Origin of the sequence: Caulobacter segnis, assembly GCF_031454995.1 — a bacterium.
In the GTDB taxonomy this organism is placed as follows: domain Bacteria; phylum Pseudomonadota; class Alphaproteobacteria; order Caulobacterales; family Caulobacteraceae; genus Caulobacter; species Caulobacter segnis_E.
On the sequence record NZ_JAVDRV010000008.1, the window covers coordinates 89,598 to 115,008 of the forward strand.

Annotated in this window: 28 protein-coding genes; 15 read left to right on the forward strand and 13 right to left on the reverse strand. The window is 68.0% G+C overall.

Going from position 1 to position 25,411, the window contains the following annotated elements:
* Positions 1-77: 77 nt before the first annotated feature.
* The 4 genes from J2728_RS20470 to J2728_RS20485 are packed head-to-tail and all read right to left on the reverse strand — an operon-like array spanning position 78 to position 2,720.
* A complete protein-coding gene (locus J2728_RS20470) occupies positions 78-635 on the reverse strand; it encodes a hypothetical protein (protein ID WP_310002022.1) in 558 nt (185 codons plus the stop codon).
* A gap of 56 nt (positions 636-691) precedes the next feature.
* A complete protein-coding gene (locus J2728_RS20475; protein WP_310002024.1) occupies positions 692-1,045 on the reverse strand; it encodes a VOC family protein in 354 nt (117 codons plus the stop codon).
* 45 nt (positions 1,046-1,090) lie between these two features.
* The gene (locus J2728_RS20480; protein ID WP_310002026.1) at positions 1,091-1,750 is read right to left on the reverse strand and encodes a class I SAM-dependent methyltransferase; all 660 of its coding nucleotides are present in this window, start codon (positions 1,748-1,750) and stop codon (positions 1,091-1,093) included.
* A 25-nt stretch (positions 1,751-1,775) separates the two neighbouring features.
* Complete coding sequence (locus tag J2728_RS20485) at positions 1,776-2,720, reverse strand: fatty acid desaturase family protein (protein WP_310002155.1); 945 nt, start codon at positions 2,718-2,720, stop codon at positions 1,776-1,778.
* A 70-nt stretch (positions 2,721-2,790) separates the two neighbouring features.
* Here J2728_RS20485 and J2728_RS20490 point away from each other — a divergent pair, with 70 nt between their 5' ends.
* Complete coding sequence (locus J2728_RS20490) at positions 2,791-3,132, forward strand: lysozyme inhibitor LprI family protein (RefSeq protein WP_310002027.1); 342 nt, start codon at positions 2,791-2,793, stop codon at positions 3,130-3,132.
* On the opposite strand, the gene ubiA is transcribed toward J2728_RS20490, so the two are convergent.
* On the reverse strand, positions 3,129-4,064 hold the full coding sequence (gene ubiA, locus J2728_RS20495) for a 4-hydroxybenzoate octaprenyltransferase (protein WP_310002028.1): 936 nt from the start codon (positions 4,062-4,064) through the stop codon (positions 3,129-3,131). The two genes, J2728_RS20490 and ubiA, sit on opposite strands and share 4 nt — an antisense overlap.
* A 188-nt stretch (positions 4,065-4,252) precedes the next feature.
* Between ubiA and J2728_RS20500 the strand changes: the two genes are divergently transcribed.
* The 4 genes from J2728_RS20500 (at position 4,253) to J2728_RS20515 (ending at position 8,202) form a co-directional block, all read left to right on the forward strand.
* On the forward strand, positions 4,253-5,713 hold the full coding sequence (locus J2728_RS20500; protein ID WP_310002029.1) for a catalase: 1,461 nt from the start codon (positions 4,253-4,255) through the stop codon (positions 5,711-5,713).
* A gap of 70 nt (positions 5,714-5,783) precedes the next feature.
* Entirely contained in the window at positions 5,784-6,026 is a 243-nt protein-coding gene (locus J2728_RS20505; protein ID WP_310002030.1) for a hypothetical protein, read from the forward strand.
* A gap of 69 nt (positions 6,027-6,095) precedes the next feature.
* Positions 6,096-6,380, forward strand: coding sequence for a DUF454 family protein (locus J2728_RS20510; RefSeq protein ID WP_310002031.1), 285 nt, complete (start codon positions 6,096-6,098; stop codon positions 6,378-6,380).
* Positions 6,381-6,408: 28 nt separating this feature from the next.
* Positions 6,409-8,202 (forward strand): ABC transporter ATP-binding protein, encoded by a 1,794-nt coding sequence (locus J2728_RS20515; RefSeq protein ID WP_310002032.1) that lies wholly within the window; start codon positions 6,409-6,411, stop codon positions 8,200-8,202.
* Here J2728_RS20515 and J2728_RS20520 read toward each other — a convergent pair.
* Positions 8,183-9,952 carry a DUF4153 domain-containing protein gene (locus J2728_RS20520; protein WP_310002033.1) on the reverse strand — a complete coding sequence of 590 codons (1,770 nt, stop codon included), beginning with the start codon at positions 9,950-9,952 and terminating at the stop codon, positions 8,183-8,185. The two genes, J2728_RS20515 and J2728_RS20520, sit on opposite strands and share 20 nt — an antisense overlap.
* 134 nt (positions 9,953-10,086) lie before the next feature.
* Here J2728_RS20520 and J2728_RS20525 point away from each other — a divergent pair, with 134 nt between their 5' ends.
* The gene (locus tag J2728_RS20525) at positions 10,087-10,470 is read left to right on the forward strand and encodes an iron chaperone (protein ID WP_310002034.1); all 384 of its coding nucleotides are present in this window, start codon (positions 10,087-10,089) and stop codon (positions 10,468-10,470) included.
* Here the strand turns inward: J2728_RS20525 and ppk2 are convergent.
* Positions 10,467-11,228 (reverse strand): polyphosphate kinase 2, encoded by a 762-nt coding sequence (gene ppk2 / locus J2728_RS20530; RefSeq protein WP_310002035.1) that lies wholly within the window; start codon positions 11,226-11,228, stop codon positions 10,467-10,469. The two genes, J2728_RS20525 and ppk2, sit on opposite strands and share 4 nt — an antisense overlap.
* A 108-nt stretch (positions 11,229-11,336) precedes the next feature.
* Between ppk2 and J2728_RS20535 the strand changes: the two genes are divergently transcribed.
* Both J2728_RS20535 and J2728_RS20540 read left to right on the forward strand, forming a co-directional pair.
* On the forward strand, positions 11,337-12,053 hold the full coding sequence (locus J2728_RS20535) for a 16S rRNA (uracil(1498)-N(3))-methyltransferase (protein ID WP_310002036.1): 717 nt from the start codon (positions 11,337-11,339) through the stop codon (positions 12,051-12,053).
* Positions 12,054-12,202: 149 nt separating this feature from the next.
* A complete protein-coding gene (locus J2728_RS20540) occupies positions 12,203-13,564 on the forward strand; it encodes a glutamate--cysteine ligase (protein WP_310002037.1) in 1,362 nt (453 codons plus the stop codon).
* Between the two features lie 7 nt (positions 13,565-13,571).
* Here J2728_RS20540 and J2728_RS20545 read toward each other — a convergent pair whose 3' ends face one another.
* Positions 13,572-13,715 carry a hypothetical protein gene (locus J2728_RS20545; RefSeq protein ID WP_310002038.1) on the reverse strand — a complete coding sequence of 48 codons (144 nt, stop codon included), beginning with the start codon at positions 13,713-13,715 and terminating at the stop codon, positions 13,572-13,574.
* Positions 13,716-13,823: 108 nt separating this feature from the next.
* Positions 13,824-14,351 (reverse strand): DUF427 domain-containing protein, encoded by a 528-nt coding sequence (locus tag J2728_RS20550; RefSeq protein ID WP_310002039.1) that lies wholly within the window; start codon positions 14,349-14,351, stop codon positions 13,824-13,826.
* A gap of 245 nt (positions 14,352-14,596) precedes the next feature.
* Here J2728_RS20550 and J2728_RS20555 point away from each other — a divergent pair, with 245 nt between their 5' ends.
* Positions 14,597-16,465 carry a peptide MFS transporter gene (locus tag J2728_RS20555; RefSeq protein ID WP_310002040.1) on the forward strand — a complete coding sequence of 623 codons (1,869 nt, stop codon included), beginning with the start codon at positions 14,597-14,599 and terminating at the stop codon, positions 16,463-16,465.
* A 312-nt stretch (positions 16,466-16,777) separates the two neighbouring features.
* Positions 16,778-17,275 carry a GNAT family N-acetyltransferase gene (locus J2728_RS20560; protein ID WP_310002041.1) on the forward strand — a complete coding sequence of 166 codons (498 nt, stop codon included), beginning with the start codon at positions 16,778-16,780 and terminating at the stop codon, positions 17,273-17,275.
* On the opposite strand, the gene tldD is transcribed toward J2728_RS20560, so the two are convergent.
* The 4 genes from tldD to J2728_RS20580 are packed head-to-tail and all read right to left on the reverse strand — an operon-like array spanning position 17,272 to position 20,485.
* The gene (gene tldD / locus J2728_RS20565; protein ID WP_310002042.1) at positions 17,272-18,708 is read right to left on the reverse strand and encodes a metalloprotease TldD; all 1,437 of its coding nucleotides are present in this window, start codon (positions 18,706-18,708) and stop codon (positions 17,272-17,274) included. The two genes, J2728_RS20560 and tldD, sit on opposite strands and share 4 nt — an antisense overlap.
* A gap of 56 nt (positions 18,709-18,764) precedes the next feature.
* Positions 18,765-19,580, reverse strand: coding sequence for a GIN domain-containing protein (locus J2728_RS20570; protein WP_310002043.1), 816 nt, complete (start codon positions 19,578-19,580; stop codon positions 18,765-18,767).
* Positions 19,581-19,598: 18 nt separating this feature from the next.
* Complete coding sequence (locus J2728_RS20575) at positions 19,599-20,162, reverse strand: DUF1700 domain-containing protein (protein ID WP_013077475.1); 564 nt, start codon at positions 20,160-20,162, stop codon at positions 19,599-19,601.
* A complete protein-coding gene (locus tag J2728_RS20580; protein ID WP_310002044.1) occupies positions 20,159-20,485 on the reverse strand; it encodes a PadR family transcriptional regulator in 327 nt (108 codons plus the stop codon). Before J2728_RS20580 ends, J2728_RS20575 begins: the two co-directional genes overlap by 4 nt.
* A 379-nt stretch (positions 20,486-20,864) precedes the next feature.
* Here J2728_RS20580 and coxB point away from each other — a divergent pair, with 379 nt between their 5' ends.
* The 5 genes from coxB to J2728_RS20605 all read left to right on the forward strand — a co-directional run bounded on the left by coxB (position 20,865) and on the right by J2728_RS20605 (position 25,411).
* Positions 20,865-21,794, forward strand: coding sequence for a cytochrome c oxidase subunit II (gene coxB, locus J2728_RS20585; RefSeq protein ID WP_310002045.1), 930 nt, complete (start codon positions 20,865-20,867; stop codon positions 21,792-21,794).
* Positions 21,795-21,816: 22 nt separating this feature from the next.
* Positions 21,817-23,478 (forward strand): cytochrome c oxidase subunit I, encoded by a 1,662-nt coding sequence (ctaD, locus tag J2728_RS20590; protein ID WP_310002046.1) that lies wholly within the window; start codon positions 21,817-21,819, stop codon positions 23,476-23,478.
* A gap of 109 nt (positions 23,479-23,587) precedes the next feature.
* Positions 23,588-24,601 carry a heme o synthase gene (locus J2728_RS20595; RefSeq protein WP_310002047.1) on the forward strand — a complete coding sequence of 338 codons (1,014 nt, stop codon included), beginning with the start codon at positions 23,588-23,590 and terminating at the stop codon, positions 24,599-24,601.
* Positions 24,598-24,756: a hypothetical protein gene (locus J2728_RS20600; RefSeq protein ID WP_013077480.1), complete on the forward strand. Its 159-nt coding sequence runs from the start codon at positions 24,598-24,600 to the stop codon at positions 24,754-24,756. Before J2728_RS20595 ends, J2728_RS20600 begins: the two co-directional genes overlap by 4 nt.
* Positions 24,737-25,411 carry a cytochrome c oxidase assembly protein gene (locus J2728_RS20605; protein WP_310002048.1) on the forward strand — a complete coding sequence of 225 codons (675 nt, stop codon included), beginning with the start codon at positions 24,737-24,739 and terminating at the stop codon, positions 25,409-25,411. The genes J2728_RS20600 and J2728_RS20605 overlap by 20 nt, the downstream gene beginning before the upstream one ends.

Consider the following 25,411-nt stretch of genomic DNA (forward strand, 5'->3'; position numbering starts at 1 on the left):
GCCCCTGTCGGCCCCCAATCGTCAGGAGACGGACATTAGCGGGGCTGTGTGACGGTTTGATGCGGCCGGCCGGCCACCTACTTCGCCGGACAAGCGGCGCGGGTCAGGGCGTAGGCGGCGAACGGCGCATCCTTGCCGCCGGATCGGGCGACGATGGTCCAGGATAGCTTTCCGCCCTCGGCGAGCCGCCAGCGATTGACGAAGGCGGCGTCGGGATAGGGGTAGATGACGTCGAAGCCGCCCGGCACCGCCTCGCCCTTGCCGACGGCGGTGAAGTCGCCGCCGAAGCTGTCGGCCCAGAAGCCGGAGATCCCCGTCGCCGAGCCGTCCTTGGGCGCCGGGCCGCGGCCCGCCAGCACCAGGTGGGCGGCGTAGCGGTCGGCGGGATCGGCCTTGGCGTGGCTGTCGGCGTCCACGGTCAGAGCGGTTCCCAGCGCGGCGGGCCTGACGTTCAGGGCCATGTCGACGGGCTTGCCCATCACGTCACCGCCGCCGCGCCAGCAGCCTTCCAGCGCCTTGACCGGGGAGGGGATCGGCGCAGGCAACGGGTCCTCGGCGCGCGCGACGCCCGCCATCCCGATCGAAGCCATCCCGATCGAAGCCGTCCCGATCAGCGCCAAAGCCCATGCCCGCATGTCATTCCCCCTCGGAAAGCAGAGACGGCGAACCGATCGCGATTCGCCGCGCTCGCCTATTCGACGCCCGTGGCGCTCCAGACGCCCAGCTCGTTGCCGGACGGGTCGGTGAAGTGGAAGCGGCGTCCGCCGGGGAACTCGAAAATCGGAGCGGTGATCGTCCCGCCGGCCTTCACGACCTTGTCCAGCATCGCTTCCAGGTCGTGGGCGTAGAGGATGACCAGCGGCCGGTCGCTGGAGCCTTCCTGCGGCTTGGCGAAGCCGCCGTCCGCGCCCTCGCCCTCGAAGGCGGCGTAGTCTGGCCCATAGTCGGTGAAGCGCCAGCCGAAGGCGGCGGAATAGAAGCTCTTGGTCGCGGGCAGGTCGCCGGCGGGCCACTCGATATAGTCGATCTTGCCGTCTTCACGCATGGCGCGCTCCGTCACTGATGTTCCGCAAATGTTCTTATCGGCCGCTCAGGGCAGAGTCCAGACGCTGGTGCGCTTGACGGCCAGGTCTTCAAGCTCGCGCGTGGTCGGCACCTGGTACTCGGCCAGCTTCTCCAGGCCGTCCTTGGGGAAGTAGGTGCGGCCCGGGTCGCCGATCAGCACGCGGGCGCCCGCCGCGCGACCCTGACCCAGCCAGGCCATCACCGCCTCGGCCATCGGCCGCTCGTAGCAGATATCACCGGCCAGCAGCACGTCGGCGGCCGGGGGCGGACTATCGAGCAGGTTCTGGTCGGTGAAGGCGATCTCGACGGCGTTGGCGTCGGCGTTCAGGCCGACGGCCGCCTCGCAGAAGACGTCGATATCGGCCGCCAGCACGCTTGTAGCGCCGGCCTTCATGGCCGCGACGGCGACGATGCCCGAGCCCGTCGCGAAATCGATCACCCGCTTGCCGGCCACGATCTCGGGATGATCGAGGATGTAGCGCGCCAAAGCCTGGCCACCTGCCCAGGCGAAGGCCCAGAACGGGGGCGGCAGGCCGATCTCCTCCAGCGCCTCCTCGGTCAGCTTCCAGATCGGCGTCACCTCGTCGGCGAGGTGCAGCTGGAGCTCCGGCGTATGCGGCGGCGCCTGGAGGCGCGTATTCTCGCGGATGAAAGCCCGGCGGCCTTCCAAGGTCTGGACGATCATGGACGGCGTTAGAGCACGCCCGACCTCAGGCCGCGACCGCTTTGCTCGACGCGGCCTTCAGCACCGACAGGTAGCCGGGCGCGGTCAGCATCCGCTCGGTCAGGCCCTTCTTCTCCAGCAGCCGGTGCGCGAGCGGCAGGTTCCAGCACGGGGTGTGCATGAACATGTGGTGCTCGGCGTGGAAGTTGACGTGGTAGGGCGCGATCAGGGCGCGCTCGATCCAGTTGGCGCGGGTGGTGCGGGCGTGGCGGAACGGGTCCGGCTCGTCCCTGGCCACCAAGGCGTGCTCGGCGATGTTGCGCAGGCGGGTGACCAGCGGAAACCAGGTCGCCATCGGCACGATCCACAGCGCCAGCCAGGCCCACCACAACCCGAAGGCCGAGAGCACGATCAGCAGACCCAGGTTCCACAGCAGGAAGGGGGCCTGCCGCGCCACTTCGCCGGCGACGATCGCGCCCTTGGGCGTATCGCCCTTGGCCCTGCCCAGCAGCGGCCCGAAGCGCTGCTTGAAGAAGGTCTGGCCCGTCAGGTCGCGGATCATCTTCCGGCGCAGCGAGACGCGGGTCGTGGGGAAGGGCGCGGACAGGACGAGGTCCGGATCCTCGGCCTGCTGGGCGTACTTATGGTGGGTCAGGTGGTAGGGGCGATAGCGCGCGAGCGAAGCGCCGATCGGGGCGGCGCACAGCCACTCGCCCAGCCAATCATTGACCTTGAGATTGGGGTGCAGGCCGCCGTGGGCGGCCTCGTGCATCAGGATCGCCAGCCCTAGCTGGCGCGCGCCGATCAGCATCACGGCGAGGACGTAGGTCAGCGGATTGGGCAGCAGCACGAACAGCGCTCCGGCCGCGACGATCACCGCCCAGGCATGGGCGACCAGGGCGATCCCGCGCCAGGACGAGCGCGCGGAAATCCGCGTCCATTCGTCGGACGTGAACAGGTCCTGCGGTTTGACGCGGGCGGCGACGGCCATGGAACCGATCATCGCACATTCAGCTTAGGCCCGACAGGATGACCCTGCGTCATGAGTTTCGGAGGTTTCGATGCGTCGCCTGCTCACCGCCCTCGTCCTGGCCGCCGCGGCCGCGACGCCCGCCGCCGCCGCCAGCTTCGACTGCGGCAAGGCGCGGGCGGCCGACGAGCGGGCCATCTGCGCCAATCGCGCGCTGAACGATCAGGACGTCCGTGTCGACCAGCTGTACGGCATCACCCGCCACCTCGTGCCGATGGGCGGGCGCGACGCGATCATCGGCGACCAGCGCGCCTGGCTGAGGAACCGCCACGCCTGCGGCGGCAACCAGGCCTGCTTGGCCCGGAGCTATGACCGGCGGCTGGTCGAGCTGAACCAGGTGATGGAGCGGGTCTACCGCCAGGGGCCGTTCTAGAAACTCACGCCTGGCTTCCAGAGCCCCGCCACGAGGCCCAGCACCACCATCAGCCCCGCCACGGCGTTCGACTTGAATAGCTTCAGCGCGCCCTGTCCGTCCTCCAGGCGCACGGCGGCGGCCTGGCGCGACAGGTGCAGGGCGAAGGCGCCGGCGAAGGGCAGGAACAGCGGGCCAAGACCGCCGACCCAGGCCGCCGCGATCACTAACACCGCCGAGGCCGCGTAGAAGCCGGCGACGCCCAGCTTCACGTGCCGGCCCAGGCGCCGGGTCGAGGACTTGATGCCGGCCAAGGCGTCGTCCTCGATGTCCTGGATGGCGTAGATCGTGTCGTAGCCCAGGGTCCAGAAGATGCCCGCGCCGTAGAGCAGGGCGGCCGACCAGGACAGATGCCCGACCGCGGCGGCGTAGCCCAGCAGGGCGCCCCAGTTGAACGTCAGGCCCAGCCAAGCCTGCGGCCACCAGGTGATCCGCTTCATGAACGGATAGGCCGCGACCAGGCCCAGGGACAGCACGCCGAGCAGGATCGCGGTCCAGCCCAGACACACCAGGATCAGGAAACTGATCAGGCTGCAGCCCACCAGGAAGGCCCATGCCTGCCTGACGCTGATCAGGCCGGCGGGGATCGGCCGCATGGCCGTGCGGGCCACCTGGGCGTCGAAGTCGCGATCGACGATGTCGTTGAAGGCGCAGCCCGCCGCCCGCATCAGCGCCGCGCCGACGAAGACGGCCAGCAGCAGTAGCGGATTGGGCCAACGGCCCTGCTCGGCGGCGGCCAGGGCCACGCCCTGCCAGCCCGGCAGCATCAAGAGCCAGATCCCCGCCGGCCGATCGAACCGACCGAGCTTCAGCCACGGCCGCAGGCGATCGGGCGCGTAACGGTCGACCCAGTTCGTCGCCGCCGCGTCGGGCAGGATGGCGTGCGTGTTCATGGCGGCAGGCTTACCCGCGCCCGCGCGAGCGGAAAAGAGCGGCCGCAACGTTCAAGCCCGGCTTGGCGCGATCGGCCATGCTTTGGGATGCGAACATAGATAAATCCGATCCTGTCGAGAAAAACGATCAATTGGATTTATTTGAGCCCGGCGGCCAAGGTTCGCGCACATCCACGGCGGAGGCAGCCATGACCAAGACGACCATGACGACGACGGCCGGCGCGCCGATCGCGGACAACCAGAATTCGATCAGCGCCGGTCCGCGCGGTCCGCTGCTGATGCAGGACTACCAACTGCTGGAGAAGCTGGCCCACCAGAACCGCGAGCGCATCCCCGAGCGCGTCGTCCACGCCAAGGGCTCGGCGGCGTACGGGACGCTGAAGATCACCCAGGACATCAGCCGCTGGACCAAGGCCAAGGCCCTCCAGCCGGGCGCCGAGAGCGAGGTTCTACTGCGCTTCTCGACCGTGGCCGGCGAACGAGGCGCGGCCGACGCCGAGCGCGACGTGCGCGGCTTCGCCCTGAAGGTCTATACCGAGGAGGGCAACTGGGACCTGGTGGGCAACAACACGCCGGTGTTCTTCATCCGCGACCCGCTGAAGTTCCCCGACTTCATCCGCACCCAGAAGCGCCACCCGGTCACCAACCTGCGCTCGCCGACGGCGATGTGGGACTTCTGGAGCCTCTCCCCCGAGAGCCTGCACCAGGTCACGACCCTGTTCAGCGATCGCGGCCTGCCGCAGGGCTACCGGTTCATGCACGGCTTCGGCAGCCACACCTACAGCTTCATCAACGCCGCCAATGAGCGCGTCTGGGTGAAGTTCCACTTTAAGTCCCAGCAGGGGATCAAGAACTGGACGAACGCCGAGGGCAATGCGGTCATCGCCAATGACCGCGAGAGCGCCCAGCGCGACCTGTTCGAGGCGATCGAGCGTGGCGACCATCCGCGCTGGACCTTCTGCGTCCAGATCATGACGGAGGAACAGGCCGAGCGGACGTCGTACAATCCGTTCGACCTGACCAAGGTCTGGCCGCACGCCGATTTCCCGCTGATCGAGGTCGGCGTGCTGGAGCTGAACCGCAACCCGGACAACTACTTCGCCGAGGTCGAGCAGAGCTCGTTCTCGCCGTCGAACATCGTCCCGGGGATCGGCTTCTCGCCGGACAAGGTTCTGCAGGCGCGGATCTTCGCCTATGCCGACGCCCACCGCTACCGGATCGGCACGCACTACGAGGCGCTGCCGGTCAACCGTCCGCGCTGTCCGGTGCATCACTACCACGCCGACGGCGCGATGCGCTTCGACAGCCCGCCGCGCACCGACGCCTGGTACGAGCCCAACAGCTTCGGCGGGCCGGTCGAGGATCCGTCCGTGGCCGAGCCGCCGCTACCGCTGCACGGCGACGCCGATCGCTTCAACCACCGGGACGGCAATGACGACTACAGCCAGCCCGGCGCCCTGTTCCGCCTGATGAGCCCCGAGCAGCAGGCCCAGCTGTTCGACAACATCGCGGCGGCCATGCAGGGCGTGCCCGAGGCGATCATCAAGCGCCAGCTGGTCCACTTCCACCGGGCCGATCCGGCCTATGCCGCGGGTGTCGCCCAACGCGTCGGGGTCTCGATCGCCGACATCGCCATCGCCGCCGAATAGGCGACGGTTTCGGGGAGGCCGGGCAACGCGCTCCGTCCGGACCTCCCCGCCTTTTTCGAGGAATTCCGCCATGACCACCGCCGCTCTTCGTGTTTCCAGTTGGAGCCTGCTGCTGGCCGGCGGCGCGGCCGGGATCGTCCTGCCGCACCCCGTCACCACGACCCTCTGGACCGCAGCCGCGCGGCTATTCGCGCGGGCCGGCGATCAGAAGATGGTCGCCCGTCTGCTCTCGGCGACCAAGTTCGGGCCGCGCATCCGGCGGGGCCTCGCCAAAGACGATCGCGCCTCGACCCTGCGCCTCCGCCCCGCTTAAGGGTTCGCGATGTTGCGAGCCGCTCTCAATCCTCTCGACAGCGGGTTCGCTGGGCGCGAGGATCGGCGCATGGCCTCCGCCGCCCCGGATCGTAAATCGCGACGTCGACGTCTCAGCCGCGCGGAGCGCTGGGCGCTGGACGGGCTGGGCGGGGTGCTGGTCGCGACGGGCGCGATCGGAATCGTGACGCCCGGCATGCCGACCACCGTCTTCTGGATCGGAGCGGTGGTCTGCTTCCTCAAGACCCGTCCCCACGCGGTCCGGCCCATGCTGCGCACCCCCGTCGTCGGGCCGGCGATCCGGTGGTTCCTGCGCTGGCGGCCGTTCGGGCGACGAAAAGGCGCCTCCCGCTAAAGCCCCCGAGGCCCTATGTAGCCTCACCATGAGCGACCTATTCGAGGACGAAGACGAAACCGGCGCCAGGAAGCGCGCGCTGTCGAACCGCCAGGTGCTGGCCTTTATCGCCCGCTTCTGGAAGCGGCGGCCGCTGCTGTTCGGCCTGGGCGTGGGCCTGACCCTGGTCGCGGTCGGCTTCGATCTCGCGCTGCCCTACGCCTCAGGACATCTGGTCGACACCGTCGCGACCAAGCCGCGCGGCGACGCCGGGGCCTGGTCGGCGCTGGCCATGTTCATCGGCGTCTATTTCGCCTTCGCGGTGGTGCGCAACATCGCCCACCGGTTCTGGATCCCCCTGGCCGCCCGGAACATGGAGGAGATGACCAACGAGAGCTTCGCAAAGGTGCAGGCCTTCTCGTCGGACTGGCACGCCGACAGTTTCGCCGGCGCCACCGTGCGCAAGCTGACCCGCGCCATGTGGGGCTATGACAGCGTCACCGATGCGGTGACGATCTGGCTGGGGCCGGGCGTCATCGTGCTGGTCGGCCTGTCGATCGCCATGCTGCTCCGCCAGCCGCTGGCCGGCGGGATCTCGCTGGTCGTGGTGATCGCATACCTGTCGGTGAACCTGTGGGTCACCGAGCGCTATGTGCGGCCCAGCAACCTGAAGTCCAACGCGCTCGACTCCCAGATCGGCGGGGCCCTGGCCGACGCGGTGACCTCCAACCCCACCGTGAAGAGCTTCGGCGCCGAGCAGCGCGAGGCCCAGCGCCTCGCCGAGGTTACGGCCGCTTGGCGCGAGGCGGTGATGGTCACCTGGAGCCGCTTCACCGACGTGTGGCTAGGCCAGAACCTGCTGCTCGTCGTGCTGCAGGCGGGCCTGACGGGCGCGATGGTCTGGGGCTGGACGCAGGGCACGGCCACGGCCGGCGACGTCGCCTTCGCCATCACCGCCTTCATGCTGATGAGCGGCTATCTGCGGAACCTGGGCGAGAACATCCGCATGCTGCAAAAGGGCCTCGACGACACCGAGGACGTCGCGGCCTGGACGCGTCTCGCGCCCCAGATCGCCGACGCGCCCGACGCGCTCGACTTCCAGCCGGGCCCCGGCGCGATCGAATTCCAGAACGTGACCTTCCGCTACAAGGCCGCCGGCGCGCCGCTATACGACCGCTTCTCCTTGAAGATCGCGCCGGGCGAGCGGGTGGCGTTGGTCGGGCCCACGGGCTCGGGCAAGTCGACCTTCGTCAAGCTGATCCAGCGCCTGCACGACCTGCAAGACGGGGCGATCCTGATCGACGGCCAGGACGTGTCCCGGGTGACCCAGACCAGCCTCCGCCGCGCGATCGCGGTGGTGCCGCAGGACCCGGCCCTGTTCCACCGCTCGCTGTACGAGAACATCGCCTACGCCAAGCCGGACGCCACCCGCGAGGAGGTCGAGGCGGCCGCCAAGAAGGCGCGCGCCCACGACTTCATCCTGAAGCTGCCCAAGGGCTACGACACCCTGGTCGGCGAGCGGGGCGTCAAGCTGTCGGGCGGAGAACGGCAACGGGTGGCCATCGCCCGGGCCTTCCTGGCCGACGCGCCGATCCTCGTCTTGGACGAGGCGACTTCGTCGCTGGACGTCGAGACCGAAGGCCTGGTTCAGGCCGCCGCCGAGGCGCTGATGGAGGGCCGCACGACGATCGTCATCGCCCACCGCCTGTCGACGGTGCGCGGCGCCGACCGGATCCTCGTGTTCCAGAAGGGCCGCGTCGTCGAGGAAGGCCGCCACGACCAGCTGAAGGCCAAGGGCGGCGTCTACGCGCGGCTCAACGCGATCAGCGAGGGCGTGGGCTAGGAGCCGGCGGCGAAGGGGCGTGGCAGCCCACGCCGGCCGGCGCCAGGATCAACCTTTGATCGCCGACCATGAGGTCGCGGCGGGCGGTGGGCTCCGACATGTTCACCTCGCCCGCCTTCAGCGCCCCGTCGATATCAGCGCCTGGGCACGCGCCCATGGCTTGACCCACGCGACGCCAACGGTTGTCGGACATCTTGAAGACATCGAACGCCGCGCCGCTGGCCAGCAGCACCTCGTCCACGCCGTCGCCGTCCACGTCGATGATCAACGCCGAGCACCGCATGTCGGTGTAGGTGCAGGCCGAATCCGAGTCGGAGGCCTTCCAGTCCTGACGGCGGAAGCTGTCGGGCAAGACCTTGCCGGCCGGGTAGACGGCCATGTTCGCGAAGTCGGGACCGAGCTTCTCGACGGGCGCGGTCTTGGCGTTCGCGATGCTCGCCGCGGTCGCCCGTCGCGCGATGTCGCCGTTGGAACTCTTCTTCAGCCGCTCCAGCGCCAGGCGCCCGTAGCGATAGCTGTCGAAGCGCAGGAACTGGAAGTCGAACTTCTCCGCCGAGACCTTGCCCGACTCCAGCCGCTTGACCTGGCTGGCCACCGACAGCCGCGCTGGATCGGCGATCGGGGTGAAGAGGGCGATCAGCAGGAGGACCGAGACGGCGGCCATCACCAGGTTGGTCCGCTCCAGCGGCTTCATCCAGGCGCCCGGCCGCGTGGCGGCGAGCGTGTAGCCAATCGTGAAGCCGACCGCGACGATCAGGTAGGTCGTGGCCATCACCCGGTCGGGCGTCAGGCCGTACTGATGGATCCGCAGCCACAGGGCGTAGGCCGTCAGGATGACGATCGGGATCAGCAGCAGGCTGGCGGCGCGGGCAGCCCAGCGCAGGATCGGGTTCGGCGGCTCCAGGCCGTCCTGATAGGCGGCGTTGATCAGGATGATCAGGGCGGCGGCGGCCGATAGCAGCAGGGACGCCGCGGCCTTGGTGCTCCACAGCGGGGCCAGGCCCGTGAAGGGCAGGGTGGCCAGGAAACCGCTGGCGATCACGACCATCAGCGGCAGCAGCCAGGCCAGGAGGACCAGGCCGACGGTCCGCACCCCGCGCACCAGGCCCGCCCGCGCCTCGGTCAGCTGCACGGCCATGTGGACGGCGGCGGCGAACATCAGGCCGGTGGCCGGGAAGGCGAAGGCGGCCTCGCCGATCAGCTTCTGGATCGCCTCGACGCCGATCAGCTTGAATAGGGCGCCCGCCAGGAACAGCAGCAGCCAGAAGGCGCCGGTGAAGGCCAGGGAGAGAAAGAGTCGGACGACATTGGTCCCGACCAGGTCGAAATAGTCGGCGTAGGGCGCGATCGGCCTTCCCGCCGCCTCGGCCGGCTGGACCAGGTGGTGGGCGATGAACAGCAGGGCGGCCACGCCGATGAACAGCGGTGGCGACAGCGGGCCCACGCCCAGGCGCTCGGGCGCGGCGCCGTCCCATGCGGCGTGGATCGCCATGATCGCGACCAGGGCGGCGGCCACGGCGCTCCAAGCGACGAGGGCGCTCCGGCGCATGGCCGACAGGGCCGACAGCGGGATCAGGGGAACTGTCAGGGCGCAGACCAGCAGCGGGGCGTAGAGCATCGGCTGGGTGGCCGGCCAGCTCTTCCCCTCGTCGGCCTTCTGCAGCAGGAACAGCGCGATCCCCTGCGCCAGCCCGATCGCCAGGCGCGTCAGGGCGGTGGTTCGCGCCGTCCCGGCGGTCGTGGCGTCCATGCGGAGCTCCTTCTTCTGGCGGCCAAAGCACCATGCCGCGCCCGGCTTGTGAAGCTGGCGCGGCCGATGTCGGAAACGGGGGCTTTCGCTCGTCCTCGTTTGGCGGTCGAATGACCGTGAGCCGGAGACGCCCCATGATGAAGCCCCCCGCCGCGTCCGTCGACGACTACCTCGCCAAGCTTCCCGCCGATCAGCGCGCGGCTCTGGAGAGCCTTCGCGGCCAGATCCGCGCCGTGGCGCCCGACGCCAGCGAGGCCATCAGCTATGGCCTGCCGACCTTCAAGCTGAACGGCAATCTCGTCCATTTCGGCGCGGCCGCGAAGCACTGCGCCTTCTATCCGGGCGCGGTGATCGACGCGTTCGCCGAGCGTCTGAAGGGCTTCGAGACGGCCAAGGGCACGATCCGCTTCCAGCCCGACGCGCCGCTGCCGCCGGACCTGGTGGCCGACATCGTCCGCCATCGGGTGGCTGGGAACGCGGCGGTCGCGGCCGAGCGGAAGGCGCGGAAAAGGCGCTAGCGCGCCAGCCGCCCGTCCTCGAGCGCGCTGGGCTCGAACGCGAAGATCACTTCCGGATCGGGCCGCGCCACGCCCTTGGCGATCTTCTTGTCGCCGGCGGCGTGCAGCAGCCAGCGGATGACGTTGAGCCGGGCGGCCTTCTTGTGGTCGGCGCGGACGCAGATCCAGGGCGCGACGTCGCTGTGCGTGCGCATCAGCATCTCGTCGCGAGCCTTGGTGTAGTCGTCCCACTTCTCCTCGGCGACCTTGTCGAGTTCGCTGGTCTTGAAGGCCTTCAGCGGGTCCTCGCGACGAGCCTTCAAGCGCTGGGCCTGTTCCTCGCGACTGATGTCCAGCCAGAACTTGACGTAGCGGGTGTCGTTCTCGACCAGCATCCGCTCGAACGCGGGCACGTCGCGCAGGAACTGCTCCTGCTGCTTCGGTGTCGAGAAGTCCATCACCCGCTCGACCCCGGCGCGGTTGTACCAGGAGCGGTTGAACAGCACCGCCTCGCCGCAGGCCGGCAGATATTCGACATAGCGCTGGAAGTACCACTCGCTGCGCTCGCGCTCGTTGGGCTTGGGCAGGGCGACGACCGAGGTGGCCCGCTTGGACAGATGCTGGACGATTCGGGCGATCGTGCCGTCCTTGCCGGCGGCGTCGCGGCCCTCGAACACGGCCAGGATTTTCCAGCCGTCCTTGATGGCCTTCTTCTGCATGGCGATCAGGGCCAGCTGCAGCTGGACAAGCTCGTTGTCGTAGTCGTCGGACTTGCTCATGACGGCGAGCCTACCCCTAAATCTCTTTGTTTGTCGCGCGTTAGGGCGGCGAAACCGCCCACACTTTCGCCTAACGCGCTTGAAGCTGAGTTGCGCTAGAAGGACGCCATGATCCGTCTATTCGTTCCCAACGATCTGTCGGCCGGGGCCGGCGTCGTTCCCACCGTCGACCAGTCCCGCTACCTGACGTCGGTCATGCGTCTGTCGGTCGGCGACGAGGTTTTGCTGTTCAACGGTCGCGACGGCGAGTGGCGCGCCAGCATCGTCGAGGCGACCAAGCGCGGCTGCCTGCTGAAGGCCGACGCCCAGACCCGCCCGATGGAGACGGGGCCAGACCTTGATCTGATCGTCGCCATGGTCAAGCGCGGGCGCGTCGAGACCATCGTCGAAAAGGCGGCCGAGCTGGGCGCGCGCCGCGTTCGCCTGACGATCACGCGCCGCACCAATGTCGACTTCGTCAAGCTGGGGCGCCTGGACGCCATCGCCATGGAGGCGGCCGAGCAGACCGGGCGCCTGGACGTGCCCGAGATCGTCGATCCCGAGAAGCTGGACAAGATCCTGGACGCCTGGGACCCCGCGCGGCGCTTGGTGTTCTGCGACGAGGGCGGCGACGCCAGGCCGGCCATCGAGGCGCTCGCCGGAAGCGGCGCGCCTGCCGCGATCCTGATCGGACCGGAGGGCGGCTTCGCGCCCGAGGAACGCGAGCGGCTGCGGGGACTTTCGTTCGTCACGCCGGTGTCGCTGGGGCCTCGCATCCTGCGCGCCGACACCGCCGCGATCTCGGCCATGACCCTGTGGCAGGCGAGCGCCGGCGACTGGCGTTAGCGCGTCGGAAGAAGAATATGCTCAAGGCTGCCCCTTGAGGTTCGCAAAGAAAACGCCCAACTGGGCGTGACCGAGTAGTATCGCCGTCGGCGGAGAGAATGGGCCCTCTCCACCCTCTGCATCGCAACCCCTGGGGAGGGACGGCTTGCATGGCCGACACCGCTAGCGTCCAGGAGCGTCAACTGACGCTCTCCGATCTGACCGACTATTTCGCCCGGGGCAGCAAGCCCAAGGACGCCTTCCGCGTGGGCGCCGAGCACGAGAAGTTCGGCTTCTACCTGGGCTCGCACGCGCCCGTGCCCTACGAGGGCGACAGGGGCGTCCACGCCCTGCTGACGGGCCTCCAGCGCTTTGGCTGGACCCCGGTCATGGAAGGTCCGACGATCATCGGGCTCGAGCGCAACGGCGCCAATGTCAGCCTGGAGCCGGGCGGCCAGTTCGAGCTGTCGGGCGCGCCGCTGGCGACCATGCACGACATCTGCGACGAGACCGGCAAGCACCTGGACGAGGTCAAGACCGTCGCCGACGAGCTGGGCCTGGGCTTCGTGGGCCTGGGCTTCTCGCCGCTGTGGAAGCGCGAGGAGGTCCCGGTCATGCCCAAGGGCCGGTACGTCATCATGCGAAACTACATGCCCAAGGTCGGTAACCTCGGCCTCGACATGATGCTGCGCACCTGCACGGTGCAGGCCAATCTCGACTTCTCCAGCGAAGCCGACATGGTCGCCAAGTTCCGCATGAGCCTGGCCCTGCAGCCGATCGCCACGGCCCTGTTCGCCAATTCCCCGTTCACCGAAGGCAAGCCGAACGGCTTCCTGTCGGCGCGCGCCAACGTCTGGACCGACACCGATCCGAACCGCACGGGCCTGCTCGACTTCGTGTTCGAGGACGGTTTCGATTTCGAGCGCTACGCCCGCTACGCGCTCGACGTGCCGATGTATTTCGTCAAGCGCGGCGACCAGTACATCGACGTCGCCGGCCGATCGTTCCGCGACTTCATCGAGGGCAAGCTGCCCGAGCTGCCGGGCGAGATCGCCACGATGAAGGACTGGGCCGACCACACCACGACCGCCTTCCCGGAAGTGCGGCTGAAGACCTATCTGGAGATGCGGGGCGCCGACGCCGGGCCTTGGAGTCGGCTCTGCGCCCTTCCGGCGCTGTGGACCGGCGTCTTCTACGACGACGCGGCCCTGGCGGCGGCCTGGGACCTCTGCAAGGACTGGACGATCGAAGATCGCGAAGGCCTGCGCCGCGACGTGCCGCGGCTGGGCCTGAAGGCGAAAGTCGCGGGCCGCGCGGTTCAGGACGTGGCCAAGGACTTTGTCGCCATCGCCAAGTCGGGCCTGAAGAACCGCGCTCAGCTTAACGGCGGCTTCCTGGACGAGACGATCTACATGGGCGAGCTGGAACAGATCGCCGACAGCGGGATCACGCCGGCCGAGCGTCTGCTGGCGCTCTACAACGGTGAATGGAAGGGCGACATCGGCCGGGTGTTCACCGACTGCGCCTACTAGGCCGCGGCTAGAAGATCGCCCTAGCGCCGACGATGACGGCGGCCCAAGAGCCGGCGGCGAAGGCGACGGCGGCCAGGCGCCCCCAGGCGAGGCGAGGGCGTTCGGTCGTTGCGTGAACGACGGCCGTCCGGTTGTACGAGATCGTGGCCATGGTTTCCTCCGCGCCCCTCTGCCGGGAGCTCGACCGTAGGGTCGCGCCAGCAGCTCTTAACGCGGACTTAAGTCCGGCGGCATGCGACCAAGTGGCGAACGGGTGCGGCTAAATGTTCCGGGCGCCCTTGTCGGCCGGATCCAGGTCGCGCTCGACGCTGTCGGGATCAGGCATGTCGACATTGGGCGGCCAATGCTCGGCCTGACTGGCGCCCGAGCCGCTGTCGGTGTGGCGCACCACCGCGTCGATATCCAACGCTTCCGTCTCGGCCGGCGAGTGGCCGTCGCGCTGGAATTCGACATGCTCCGGATAGAAGGCGATCCTTCCCGCGATCGCGCCGACCGCGGCGTATGGGGCCTCGTACGACCACGCCGCGTTCTCGATGATCTGGCCGTCGCGATAGATCGTGAAGTACGCCGCGTCGCCCTTGTAGGGGCAGTGCGTCACCTTCTCGGCGCGCCGCAGGAACGCCATCTCGACGTCATCCCGCGAGAAGTAATAGACCGGCGGATAGTTGGCCTCGCGAAGGACGATCACGTCGTCGCTGTCGGCGATTCCATGGCCCTCGAAGATCACCCGCACCGTGCCGGGGACTCGATCGATCGTGATCGGATGGCTTTCGTCGGGGATCTTCATCTTCGGCTCCCGGGAAACGGAAAGGTCGCGAGGACAACGCGCGGAGGCGCGGCCAAGCTCCCGCGCCGGCCACGCGCGAAGGCGCGAACGGCATGCCGTTGCTTGTGAAACGGCGGGCCGCGTGATCTTCTCCCGGCCAATTGGGGTCGGCGAGGGCGATTTGACCCGGGCCGCGTCCGGGGGCGCGCGCCGGGTCGATCCGCGTGGCTCGTCATATGACTTGGAAGCTTGGGTAAGGCTTGGGTATGAACATTGTTATCGCCGCGGGCGTCCTGATCACGCTCGTGACCGGGATTCCTGTCCTCATCCAGCTTCTACGGGGCCATCCGCGCGGCCTGATCATCTGCTTCCTGGCCGAGATGTGGGAGCGGTTCTCCTACTACGGCATGCGCGGCCTGCTGATCTTCTATCTGACCCAGCACTTCCTGTTCGATTCGAAAGCCGCCAGCGGCCACTACGGCTCGTACACCTCGCTGGTCTATATCGTGCCGCTGCTCGGCGGCTTCCTGGCCGACCGCTATCTGGGCACGCGCAAGGCGGTGGCGTTCGGAGCCCTGCTGTTGGTCGCGGGGCATCTCGCCATGGCGGTCGAGGGCAAGCCGGCGGTCCAGACCTTGACCTACGGCGGTCAGGTCTATGAATTCCAGGCCGAGGGTCGGGGTGACCAGCGCGTCGCCAAGATGATCGTGGCCGGCAAGCCGTACGACGTCACCGCCACCGAGACCGGCGACTTCGCCGTCAAGGGTCTGCCCGCCGACGCGCCCATTCCCGCCGTGCTGGCCAAGAGCCAGTACAAGCTCGACGTCGCGGGTCGCGACCCGCTGTATCTGAACATCTTCTGGCTGGCCCTGGCGCTGATCATCGTGGGCGTCGGCTTCATGAAGGCCAACGCCGCCTCGCTGGTGGGCCAGCTCTATCCGCAGGGCGATCCGCGCCGCGATCCAGGCTTCACCCTCTACTACTACGGCATCAACCTGGGCTCGTTCTGGGCCGCGATTCTGTGCGGCGTGCTGGGGGTCAATGTCGGCTGGTGGGCCGGCTTCGGCGCGGCGGGCCTCGGCATGCTGGCCGGCTATGTCATCTTCGTGCTGGGCAAGCCCTGGCTTCTGGGCAAGGGCGAGCCGCCGGAACCCGAAAAGCTGAGAGAGAAGGTCGCCGGCCCGATCACCCGCGAGACCGTGATCTACGGGATTTCGTTGCTGGCGGTGGTCGCGGTGTTCTTCTTGGTGCAGCACACGCCCGTCGTCAGCGTCGCGCTGATCGCCGGCATGTTCGGGTCGCTGGGCTACATCCTGTGGCTAGCCTTCGCCAAGTGCGAGAAGGTCGAGCGCGAGCGCCTCTTGCTGGCCACGGTGTTGGTGCTGGGGGCGGTGGTATTCTGGACCCTGTTCGAACAGGCGGGCTCGTCCCTGAACCTGTTCGCCGCCACCAACGTCGATCTCAAGCTTCTCGCCAAGCCCGTCGAATGGTTCGGCGGCGCGGTGGTTCTGGGTTCGCCCGAGCAGTTGGCGGCCGCCGGAATCTCGGCGGCGGGCAGGCTGTGGGTCAACACCGGCTTCAACGCGGCCCAGACCCAGGCGATCAACGCTGGCTGGATCCTGATCTTCGCCCCGGTCTTCGCCGCCCTCTGGACGGTGCTGACCGCGCGCAAGATCAATCCCGGGCCGATGGTCAAGTTCGGCCTGTCGCTTATCCAGGTTGGGGCCGGCTTCCTGATCCTGCTGGTCGGCGCTCAGTTCGCCGACGGCGCCTTCAAGATGCCGCTGATCTTCCTGGTGCTCATGTACATGCTGCACACCACCGGCGAGATGTGCATGTCGCCGGTCGGCCTGTCGCAGATGACCAAGCTGTCGCCGGCCCATGTCGTCTCGTTCGTGATGTCGGTCTGGTACATGGCGCTGGCCATGGCCAACCTGTTCGGCGGCTGGATCGCCGGCATCGCCTCGACCGAGACCATCGGCGGTCAGGTGCTCGATCCGGGCGCGGCCCTGACGCAGTCGCTGATGGTCTTCAAGGTGATCGGTCTCGTCGCCATCGGCATCGGTGTGCTGTTCCTGGCGTTGTCGCCGGTCCTCAAGAAGTGGTCGCACGGCGCCGACGACGTCACGGCGTGACCCTGAAAGCGAAGGGCCCCGGCGACGATCCGGGGCCCTTCTCGGACATGGAGGGGCCACGTCCGTACTCCAGGTGGGAACGGCCCGGCGATGGCTCAAATCGCCGGACCGCTTTCCGCTCCTACCCGAAGCTCTTAGCGCGGCGTCTGGCCGCGCGATTCGAACGTCCGGTGGCCGAGTTCGCCAAGCGTGTTGCGACGATTGCGACGGTCGCCGGACTTGGGTTCAGCGTGCCGCGAGGGCGCGCGCGGGGAAAGTTACAAGCCGGAAAGCTGGATTAAACCTTCGACAGAAAAGACGCGTGGAGGCGGCATGGACAACGCGACGACGGTTCTGGTGGCGGGCGACCTCCAGGGCGCTGGCGGCGAGGCGCTGCTGGCCCTGAACAACGTCCATGCGCTGGAGTTGTCCTGGCTGGAGCCGGAGCGGCTGGGCAAGCTGGTCGCCGAGGCCTTCGTCGCGCGCCGCGTGGGCCTCGCCGACGCCCTGCTGTTGGCCTTCGACCAGGACGCCGATTACGACAGCGTCAACTTCCTGTGGTTCCGCGATCGCTTCGATCGCTTCGTCTATGTCGACCGCGTGGTCGTCGCCGACGCGGCGCGGGGCAGGGGGCTGGCGCGACGCCTGTACGACGACCTCTTCGCCGTCGCCCGCGCCGCCGGCCACGCGCGCATCGTCTGCGAGGTCAATTCAGACCCGCCCAATCCGGCGTCGGACGCCTTCCACGCCGCGCTGGGCTTCGTTCCGGTCGGAACGGCCCAGATCCATGGCGGCGAGAAGACGGTGACCTATCTGGAGCGGCGCCTCTAGACCGCCGTGCCGCCCACGGTCAGGCCGGTGATCTTCAGCGAGGGCTGACCCACGCCCACGGGCACGCCCTGGCCGGACTTGCCGCAGACGCCGATACCGGGATCGAAGTCGAAGTCGTTGCCGATCATCGTCACCTTGGTCAGGGCGCTGGGCCCGTCGCCGATCAGGGTCGCGCCCTTCACGGGGGCGGTGATCTTGCCGTCCTCGACCAGATAGGCCTCGGTGCACTGGAAGACGAACTTGCCGTTGGTGATGTCGACCTGACCGCCGCCGAAATGGGCGCAGTAGAGGCCGCGCTTCAGGGAGGCGATCATCTCCTGGGGATCGTCCTTGCCGGCCAGCATGCCGGTGTTGGTCATGCGCGGCATCGGCATGTGGGCGTAGGACTGCCGGCGGCCATTGCCGGTGGCCTTCATGCCCATCAGGCGCGCGCTCATCCGATCGTGCATGTAGCCCACCAGGACGCCGTCCTCGATCAGGACGGTGCGCTCGGTCGGCGTGCCCTCGTCGTCGACGGTCAGGGAGCCGCGACGGCCCGCGATCGAGCCGTCGTCGAACACGGTGACGCCCGGCGCGGCGACGCGCTCGCCGATTCGGCCCGAGAAGGCGCTGATGCCCTTGCGGTTGAAGTCGCCTTCCAGCCCGTGGCCGACGGCCTCGTGCAGCAGCACGCCGTTCCAGCCCGGGCCCAGAACCACGTCCATCTCGCCGGCCGGGCAGGCCACGGCGTCCAGATTGACCAGGGCCCGGCGCAGGGATTCCTCGACCTGCTCCTGCCACTTGTCCGGGCTGATCCAGGCGGCGAAGCCGGCGCGGCCGCCGGCGCCGGAGCTGCCGGTCTCGCGGCGACCGTCCTTCTCGACGGTCACCTGGACGTTGACCCGCACCAGCGGGCGCACGTCGCGGATCAGGCGGCCGTCGGCGCGCAGGATCTCGACGACGCGGCGCTCGCCGGCCATCGAGGCCATCACCTGCACGACGCGCGGGTCGCGGGCGCGGGCGAAGGCGTCGATTTCCTGCAGCAGGGCGACCTTGTCGGAGAAGTCGGGCGAGGAGACCGGGTTGTCCTCGCCATAGAGCTTTTCGTTGGTGGCGCGGGGGCCTTCGGCGGCGACGCCGGCGTGGCCGCGCTTGGCCAGGCTGGCCGAATCGGCGGCGCGGCGGATCGCGGCCTCGGAGATCTCGGCGGCGTGGGCGTAGCCGGCCGTCTCGCCGGCCACCACGCGCAGGCCAAAGCCCTCGCCGCTGTCGTAGGAGGCGCTCTTCAGCCGTCCGTCGTCGAACACGAAGGACTCGCTCTCGGAGCGTTCGAGGAAGAGCTCGCCGTCGTCGGCGCCAGCGAGGGCCTCGCCCAGGATCTGACGGGCGCGCTCGGGATCGACGCCGGCCGCGTCGAGCAGGGACAGGGAAGAGGCGGGGAAGGGAGCGTTCATGAGCCTACAGGTAGGCCTTCAAAGCGCATCCGTCACCCCGCCCCTTTTGTCGCGGATCAGTACTCGCGGCGGATTTCGCCCGAGCCGGTGATGTCGCTGACGACAGTCTTGGGCTCGGTGCGCAGCTCGACGTCGCCGCTGCCGGAGATCTGGATCTTGGCCTTGGCGGTGGCGAAGATCGCGCCGCCGCCGCTGCCGGAGACGTCGACCACGGCTTCCTTGGCCTTCAGGTCGCCGAGATCGACATGGCCCGAGCCAGAGTTGTCGATCGAGGCCATCTCAACGCGCCCCGCCGCCTCGACGTCGCCGCTGCCGCTGACGGTGACCCTGAAAGTCGGGTGGTCATAGCGACGGATGTCGAGGTCGCCCGACCCGCGCACGTCGAACTGGGTGACGTCCGGGGCAATGACCGTGATCTTCACGCGCTCGGAGTCGCTCTCGACCCGCAGGCCCATGGCGTCGATGGTCAGGCGGTCGTGATCGACGTCGTCGTTCCCTTCGAGGGTGAGACGGCCGCCATCGACGCGCAGGCGCTCGATATAGTCCTTGGGTCCGGACGCGACGATCTTGGCCTCGGGGCCTTGGATGAACACCACATCGACCGGGAGGTCGATGATCAGGTCGTTCTTTCCCGTCCACGCGAATGCCCGGTCGATCATCGGCGCGGGCCGTTCGCCATACACTCGGTTGGCGCCGGTATGGATGACCTTGCCGTTGTGCCGGACGACGATGGTTTCGTCGTAGCGGCTGAAGGGCAGTGTCCAGCCGTTCTTCATGATCTCGGGCCCGGCGATGGCCGCCACCCCGGCGAAGCAGCCGATGGCGAGCGCGAAGCTGGCCCCGGCGACGATGAGCGTGTTGCGGATCAACATAGTCCCCTCCTCTTGCGCTCAGGCTTGTTCGATGGCCGGCTTCAGCAGCCGGTAGTGAAGGCGGGCGTACCAGACGACCGCGTTGAAGACGCCGACGGTGACCAGGGTCAGCAGGGCGCCGAGGCAGGTGGCCAGGCCCATCAGGCCCAGGCCGGCCAGGAAGGCCGTGATCGGTCCCCCGGGCGGCGCCGTCAGGGGCCCCGCCGCGAAGACGAAGCCGCCCGAGACGAAGATCGCCACGACCGCGACCAGCACACCGAACAGCGCGCCCAGCACGCCCATCAGCAGCGGAAGCAGGACGATCACGTCGATGGCGCCCAGGCCAAGCAGGGCGATGACCGCCGCCATGGCGTTGGAGGGGTTCTTGCGCTCTTCCCACTGCTTGAGGCCGGCCTCGGCGCGAAGCTCGCGGGCCAGGCGATCGGGATCGCCCAGGGCGGCGGCGACCTCGGCCTCGCTGCGGCCGGCGGCCACGGCGTCGGCGAAGTGGGCCTCGTGATCGGCGACGATGTCGGCGATGGTGGTCACCGGCAGGCCGGCCAGACCCCGGCGCAGGCGGGTCATGAACTCGGCCCGGGTCATGCGGCGACTCCCACGATGGCGTTGACGGCCTGGGTGAAGGCGACCCACTCGGTCTTCTGCTGTTCCAGGCTGCGACGGCCCTCGGCCGTCAAGCGGTAGTATTTGCGCGGCGGACCGCTCTGGCTTTCCACCAGATAGGTCTCGACCAGCCCATCCGACTGCATGCGGCGCATCAGCGGATAGATCGTCCCTTCCCCCATATCGATGTCCCTCGTGAGCCTGCTGGCGATCTCGTAGGCGTAGCTGTCGGCGTGCGAGAGCAGGGCCAGCACGCACAGCGCCAGCACGCCTTTCTTCAGTTGGATTTCAATGGCTTCGGGCACGTCGTCCTCGCCTCGTTGGATGCTCTCTACTACCGCATGGTACTGAGTATCGCAAGGTACCTGTCCATGAACGATACGTAATGATGCGGAAATGGCGGGAGGCGCGAGGAGCGGGCTGACTTGGGAGGGGGAGGAAACGCGCGCGCGCTAAAGCCGCGCTCAGAGTGTGGTCTCTGGCGCTTGGCAACGGCTGGCGATGCGCGTATGCAGCCTCGGAACGGCCTTTTTTGGGGCGGGCTGCGTGTGACTTGGCGTCTTATTGGACGCTGTCGCTCGCACGACCGCATCGGGGGCCGTCATAAGCAAGTCGGCGCGGCGTGACATTGATCGACGTCAAACGATCATCGTCAAATCGCCGCCGAAACGGACCGTGAGGGACATGAAGGCGCAATTTTCGGGGATTCGGCGGATCTTGACGGGCGCCAGCGCGCTCGCCGCTAGTGTCGTTTTCGCGGGGCACGCCCTCGCCGAGGATCTGTTGGGGCAGCCGACGCCGGGGGCGATCGATCTGCAGCCCGCCGCGTCGGAGCTGAAGCACCACGCGATCTGGTTCCACAATGTGATCCTGCTGCCGATCATCACGGCCATCACCCTGCTGGTGCTGGGCCTGCTGATCTGGATCGTCGTTCGCTACAACAAGAAGGCGAACCCGGTTCCGGCCAAGTTCAGCCATAACACCACGGTCGAGGTCATCTGGACCCTGGTGCCGGTGCTGATCCTGATGGTCATCGCCATCTTCTCGTTCCGGCTGCTGTTCCACTACAACGACATGCCCAAGCCCTACATGACCGTGAAGGCCACGGGCTATCAGTGGTACTGGGGCTACGAATATCCCGACCAGAAGATCAGCGAGATCGTGTCGCTGCCGCTCACCAAGGAGCAGGCCGACGCCAAGAAGGTCCCGTATCTGCTGGCCGCCGACAACGCCATGGTGGTTCCGGTCGGCAAGGTGGTCCGCGTGCAGGTCACCGGCGCGGACGTGATTCACGCCTTCGCCCTGCCGGCCTTCGGCCTGAAGACCGACGCGATTCCCGGCCGCCTGAACGAAACCTGGTTCAAGGCCGAGAAGACCGGTGTGTTCTACGGTCAGTGCTCGGAGCTGTGCGGCGTCGACCACGCCAACATGCCGATCGAGATCAAGGTCGTGACGCAGGCCCAGTTCGACGCCTGGGTGAAGTCGAAGACGGCTCCGCCGGCTCCGGCCGCCGCCCCCGCCGAGGCCGCTCCCGCCGCCGCGACGCCCGCCGCGACCCCGGCCGCCGCTCCCGCTTCCGCTCCGGCCGCGGCGCCCGCCGCGCCGGCGGCTTAAGATACTCGCAGGATAAAGTCCGATGGCTCACGCCGCTGACATAGATCACCACGACGGCCACGACGCCGATCACAAGCCGCCCTTCTTCGCCCGCTGGTTCTTCTCGACGAACCACAAGGACATCGGCACGCTGTACATCCTGTTCGCCATCATGGCGGGCATCGTCGGCGGCGCCCTGTCGGGCCTGATTCGCTGGGAGCTGATGGAGCCGGGCGTCCAGGTGTTCTCCGACACCGGCCTGCTGGCTCAACTGGGCGTCTTCAAGGGCAAGCACGGCTACAACGCCGTGGTCACCGCCCACGCCCTGATCATGATCTTCTTCATGGTCATGCCCGCCATGATCGGCGGCTTCGGCAACTGGTTCGTGCCGATCATGATCGGCGCGCCGGACATGGCCTTCCCGCGGATGAACAACATCTCGTTCTGGCTGCTGGTCGCCGCCTGGATCCTGCTCTGCGTGTCGATGTTCGTCGACGGCGGCCCGGGTCACGGCTTCGGCGGCGGTTGGACGATCTATCCGCCGCTGTCCACGATCGGCCACAAGGGTCCGGCCATGGACCTGGCGATCCTGTCGCTCCACCTGGCTGGCGCTTCGTCGATCCTGGGCGCGATCAACTTCATCACCACGATCTTCAACATGCGCGCGCCGGGCATGACCCTGCACCGCATGCCGCTGTTCGCCTGGTCGGTGCTGATCACCGCCTTCCTGCTGCTGCTGTCGCTGCCCGTGCTGGCCGGCGCCATCACCATGCTGCTGACCGACCGTAACTTCGGCACCCACTTCTTCGACCCGGCCGCCGGCGGCGACCCCGTCATGTTCCAGCACCTGTTCTGGTTCTTCGGCCACCCGGAAGTGTACATCCTGATCCTGCCGGGCTTTGGCATCATCAGCCACATCGTCTCGACCTTCTCCAAGAAGCCGGTCTTCGGCTACCTGGCGATGGCCTACGCGATGGTCGCCATCGGCTTCGTCGGCTTCGTCGTGTGGGCGCACCACATGTACACCGTCGGCATGAGTATCAACCTGCGCGCCTATTTCGTGGCCGCCACGATGATCATCGCCGTCCCGACCGGCGTGAAGATCTTCAGCTGGATCGCCACGATGTGGGGCGGCTCGCTGGACTTCAAGACGCCGATGCTGTGGGCGATCGGCTTCATCTTCCTGTTCACGGTCGGCGGCGTCACCGGCGTCGTCCTGTCGAACGCCGGCATCGACTACAGCCTGCACGACACCTACTACGTGGTGGCCCACTTCCACTACGTGCTGTCGCTGGGCGCGGTCTTCGCCATCTTCGCGGGCTTCTACTACTGGTTCGAGAAGATGTGGGGCGTGAAGTACAACGAGTTCCTCGGCGCGGCCCACTTCTGGATCATGTTCGTGGGCGTGAACCTGGTGTTCTTCCCGCAGCACTTCCTGGGCCTGCAGGGCATGCCGCGTCGCTACATCGACTATCCGGAAGCCTTCGCGAAGTGGAACTATGTCTCGTCGGTGGGCTACATGATCACCGTCGTCGGCGTGGGCGTCTTCATGCTGGTGCTGATCGAGGCGGCGATCCGTCGTCGCAAGGCCGAGGCCAACCCGTGGGGCGAAGGTGCCACCACGCTGGAATGGACCCTGTCCTCGCCGCCGCCGTTCCACCAGTTCAGCGAACCGCCGGTGATCAAGGCGGACGACCACCACTAAGGGGGACGTCCGGACTGGACCAAGCGGGGGCGCGGCCGGGATCCAAGCAGGGTCTTGGCCGCGCCCTTCGCCCATCGAGCGAGACAGAAAAGCTCAGTATCGTACACCGATGAAGACCGCCGCCATGACCCCGGAAACCGCCTCGACCCCGACGGCGGACACCTCGCAAGCCGCGCGCTGGCAGGACTATTTCCAGCTGATGAAGCCGCGCGTCATGTCGCTGGTGGTCTTCACCGGCTTGACGGGGCTGCTGGCGGCTCGCGCGCCGATCCATCCGATCCTCGGCGCGGTGGCGGTGCTGTGCATCGCGATCGGGGCCGGCGCCTCGGGCGCGCTGAACATGTGGTACGACGCCGACATCGACCAGCAGATGCGCCGCACGCGCGGCCGCCCGGTCCCGGCCGGTAAGGTCAAGGGCGAGGAGGCCGCCTCTCTCGGCGTGGTCCTGTCCCTGCTCTCGGTGATGTTCCTGGGTTTCGCGATCAACTGGTTCGCGGCGGGCCTGCTTGCCTTCACCATCGTCTTCTACGCCGTCGTCTACACGATGTGGCTCAAGCGCTGGACCGCGCAGAACATCGTCATCGGCGGTCTGGCCGGGGCTCTGCCGCCGGCGATCGGCTGGGCGGCGGCCACGGGCCACGCGCCGCTGAACGCCTGGCTGATGGTCGCCATCATCTTCTTCTGGACCCCGCCGCACTTCTGGGCGCTGTCGCTGTACGTCACCACCGACTACGCCAAGGCCGGCGTGCCGATGCTGCCGGTGGTCAAGGGCGCGCGCGAGACGCGCAAGCAGATCCTGCTCTATAGCCTGGTCTTCGTCCCGATCTGCCTGGCCCCGGTTTTCACGGGCCTGGGCGGGCCGTTCTACCTAGCCGTCGCGGCCCTGGGCGGGGCGGTGTTCCTGCTCCTGGCCGCGCGGGTCTTCGTCAGCAAGGCCGGCGACGCGGCCGATCCGCGCGTGGCCGACCGGGCGCTCTATGAAGTCACCGAGGACGAGCGCGCCGCCGGCGCCAAGGCCGCCCGCAACCTGTTCGCCTTCTCGATTCTTTACCTGTTCGCCTTGTTCGCCGCCCTGCTGGGCGAGGCTGTGATGGGCGTGCGGGCGCTGGAGCTTCTGAAGTGAACAAGTCGATCGACACGAACGCGGAAAAGCAGGCCGCCAAGAAGGCGCGCGATGGTCGCAACATCGCCATCGGCCTGGGTCTGGCGGCGTTCGTCGTCCTGGTGTTCGTGGTCACCCTGGTGAGGCTGAGCGGCAATGTCCATCCGCACCCCTAAGGCGCCCCCAAAAGCCCCCAAGGGGCCGCCGACCCCGCAGGAAGCCATGGCCCGCCGCAACGGCCGGGTGGCGTTGATCTGCGCGGCGACCTTCTTCGGCATGGTCGGCGCCGCCTACGCGGCCGTGCCGCTCTACAAGCTGTTCTGCCAGGTCACCGGCTTCGACGGCACGGTCCGCAAGGCCGAGGTCGCGCCGACCCGGATCCTGGACCGCAAGGTGACGATCCGGTTCGACGCCAACATCCGCGAGCTGCCCTGGACGTTCCAGACGATGCAGGCCAGCCAGGACGTCCGCATTGGCGACACGGGCCTGGCCTTCTTCAAGGTCACCAACCCCACCGACAAGCCGATCACGGGCCGCGCCCTGTATAACGTCGTGCCGGAACAGGCGGGGCCGTACTTCCAGAAGCTGGAATGCTTCTGCTTCACCAGCCAGACGATCCAGCCCCACCAGACGGTGGAGTTCCCGGTCGTCTATTTCGTGGATCCCCAGTTCGCGGACGATCCCGAGACCAAGGGCAAGAGCGAGATCACGCTCAGCTACACGTTCTTCCCGGCCGTCGACGACGGCAAAGGCAAGACGGGCCAAGTCGCGGCCGCGACAACGCCCCGCATCGTCGAACCTCTTGGCGGCGCGCCGTCGAGAGGGCTATAG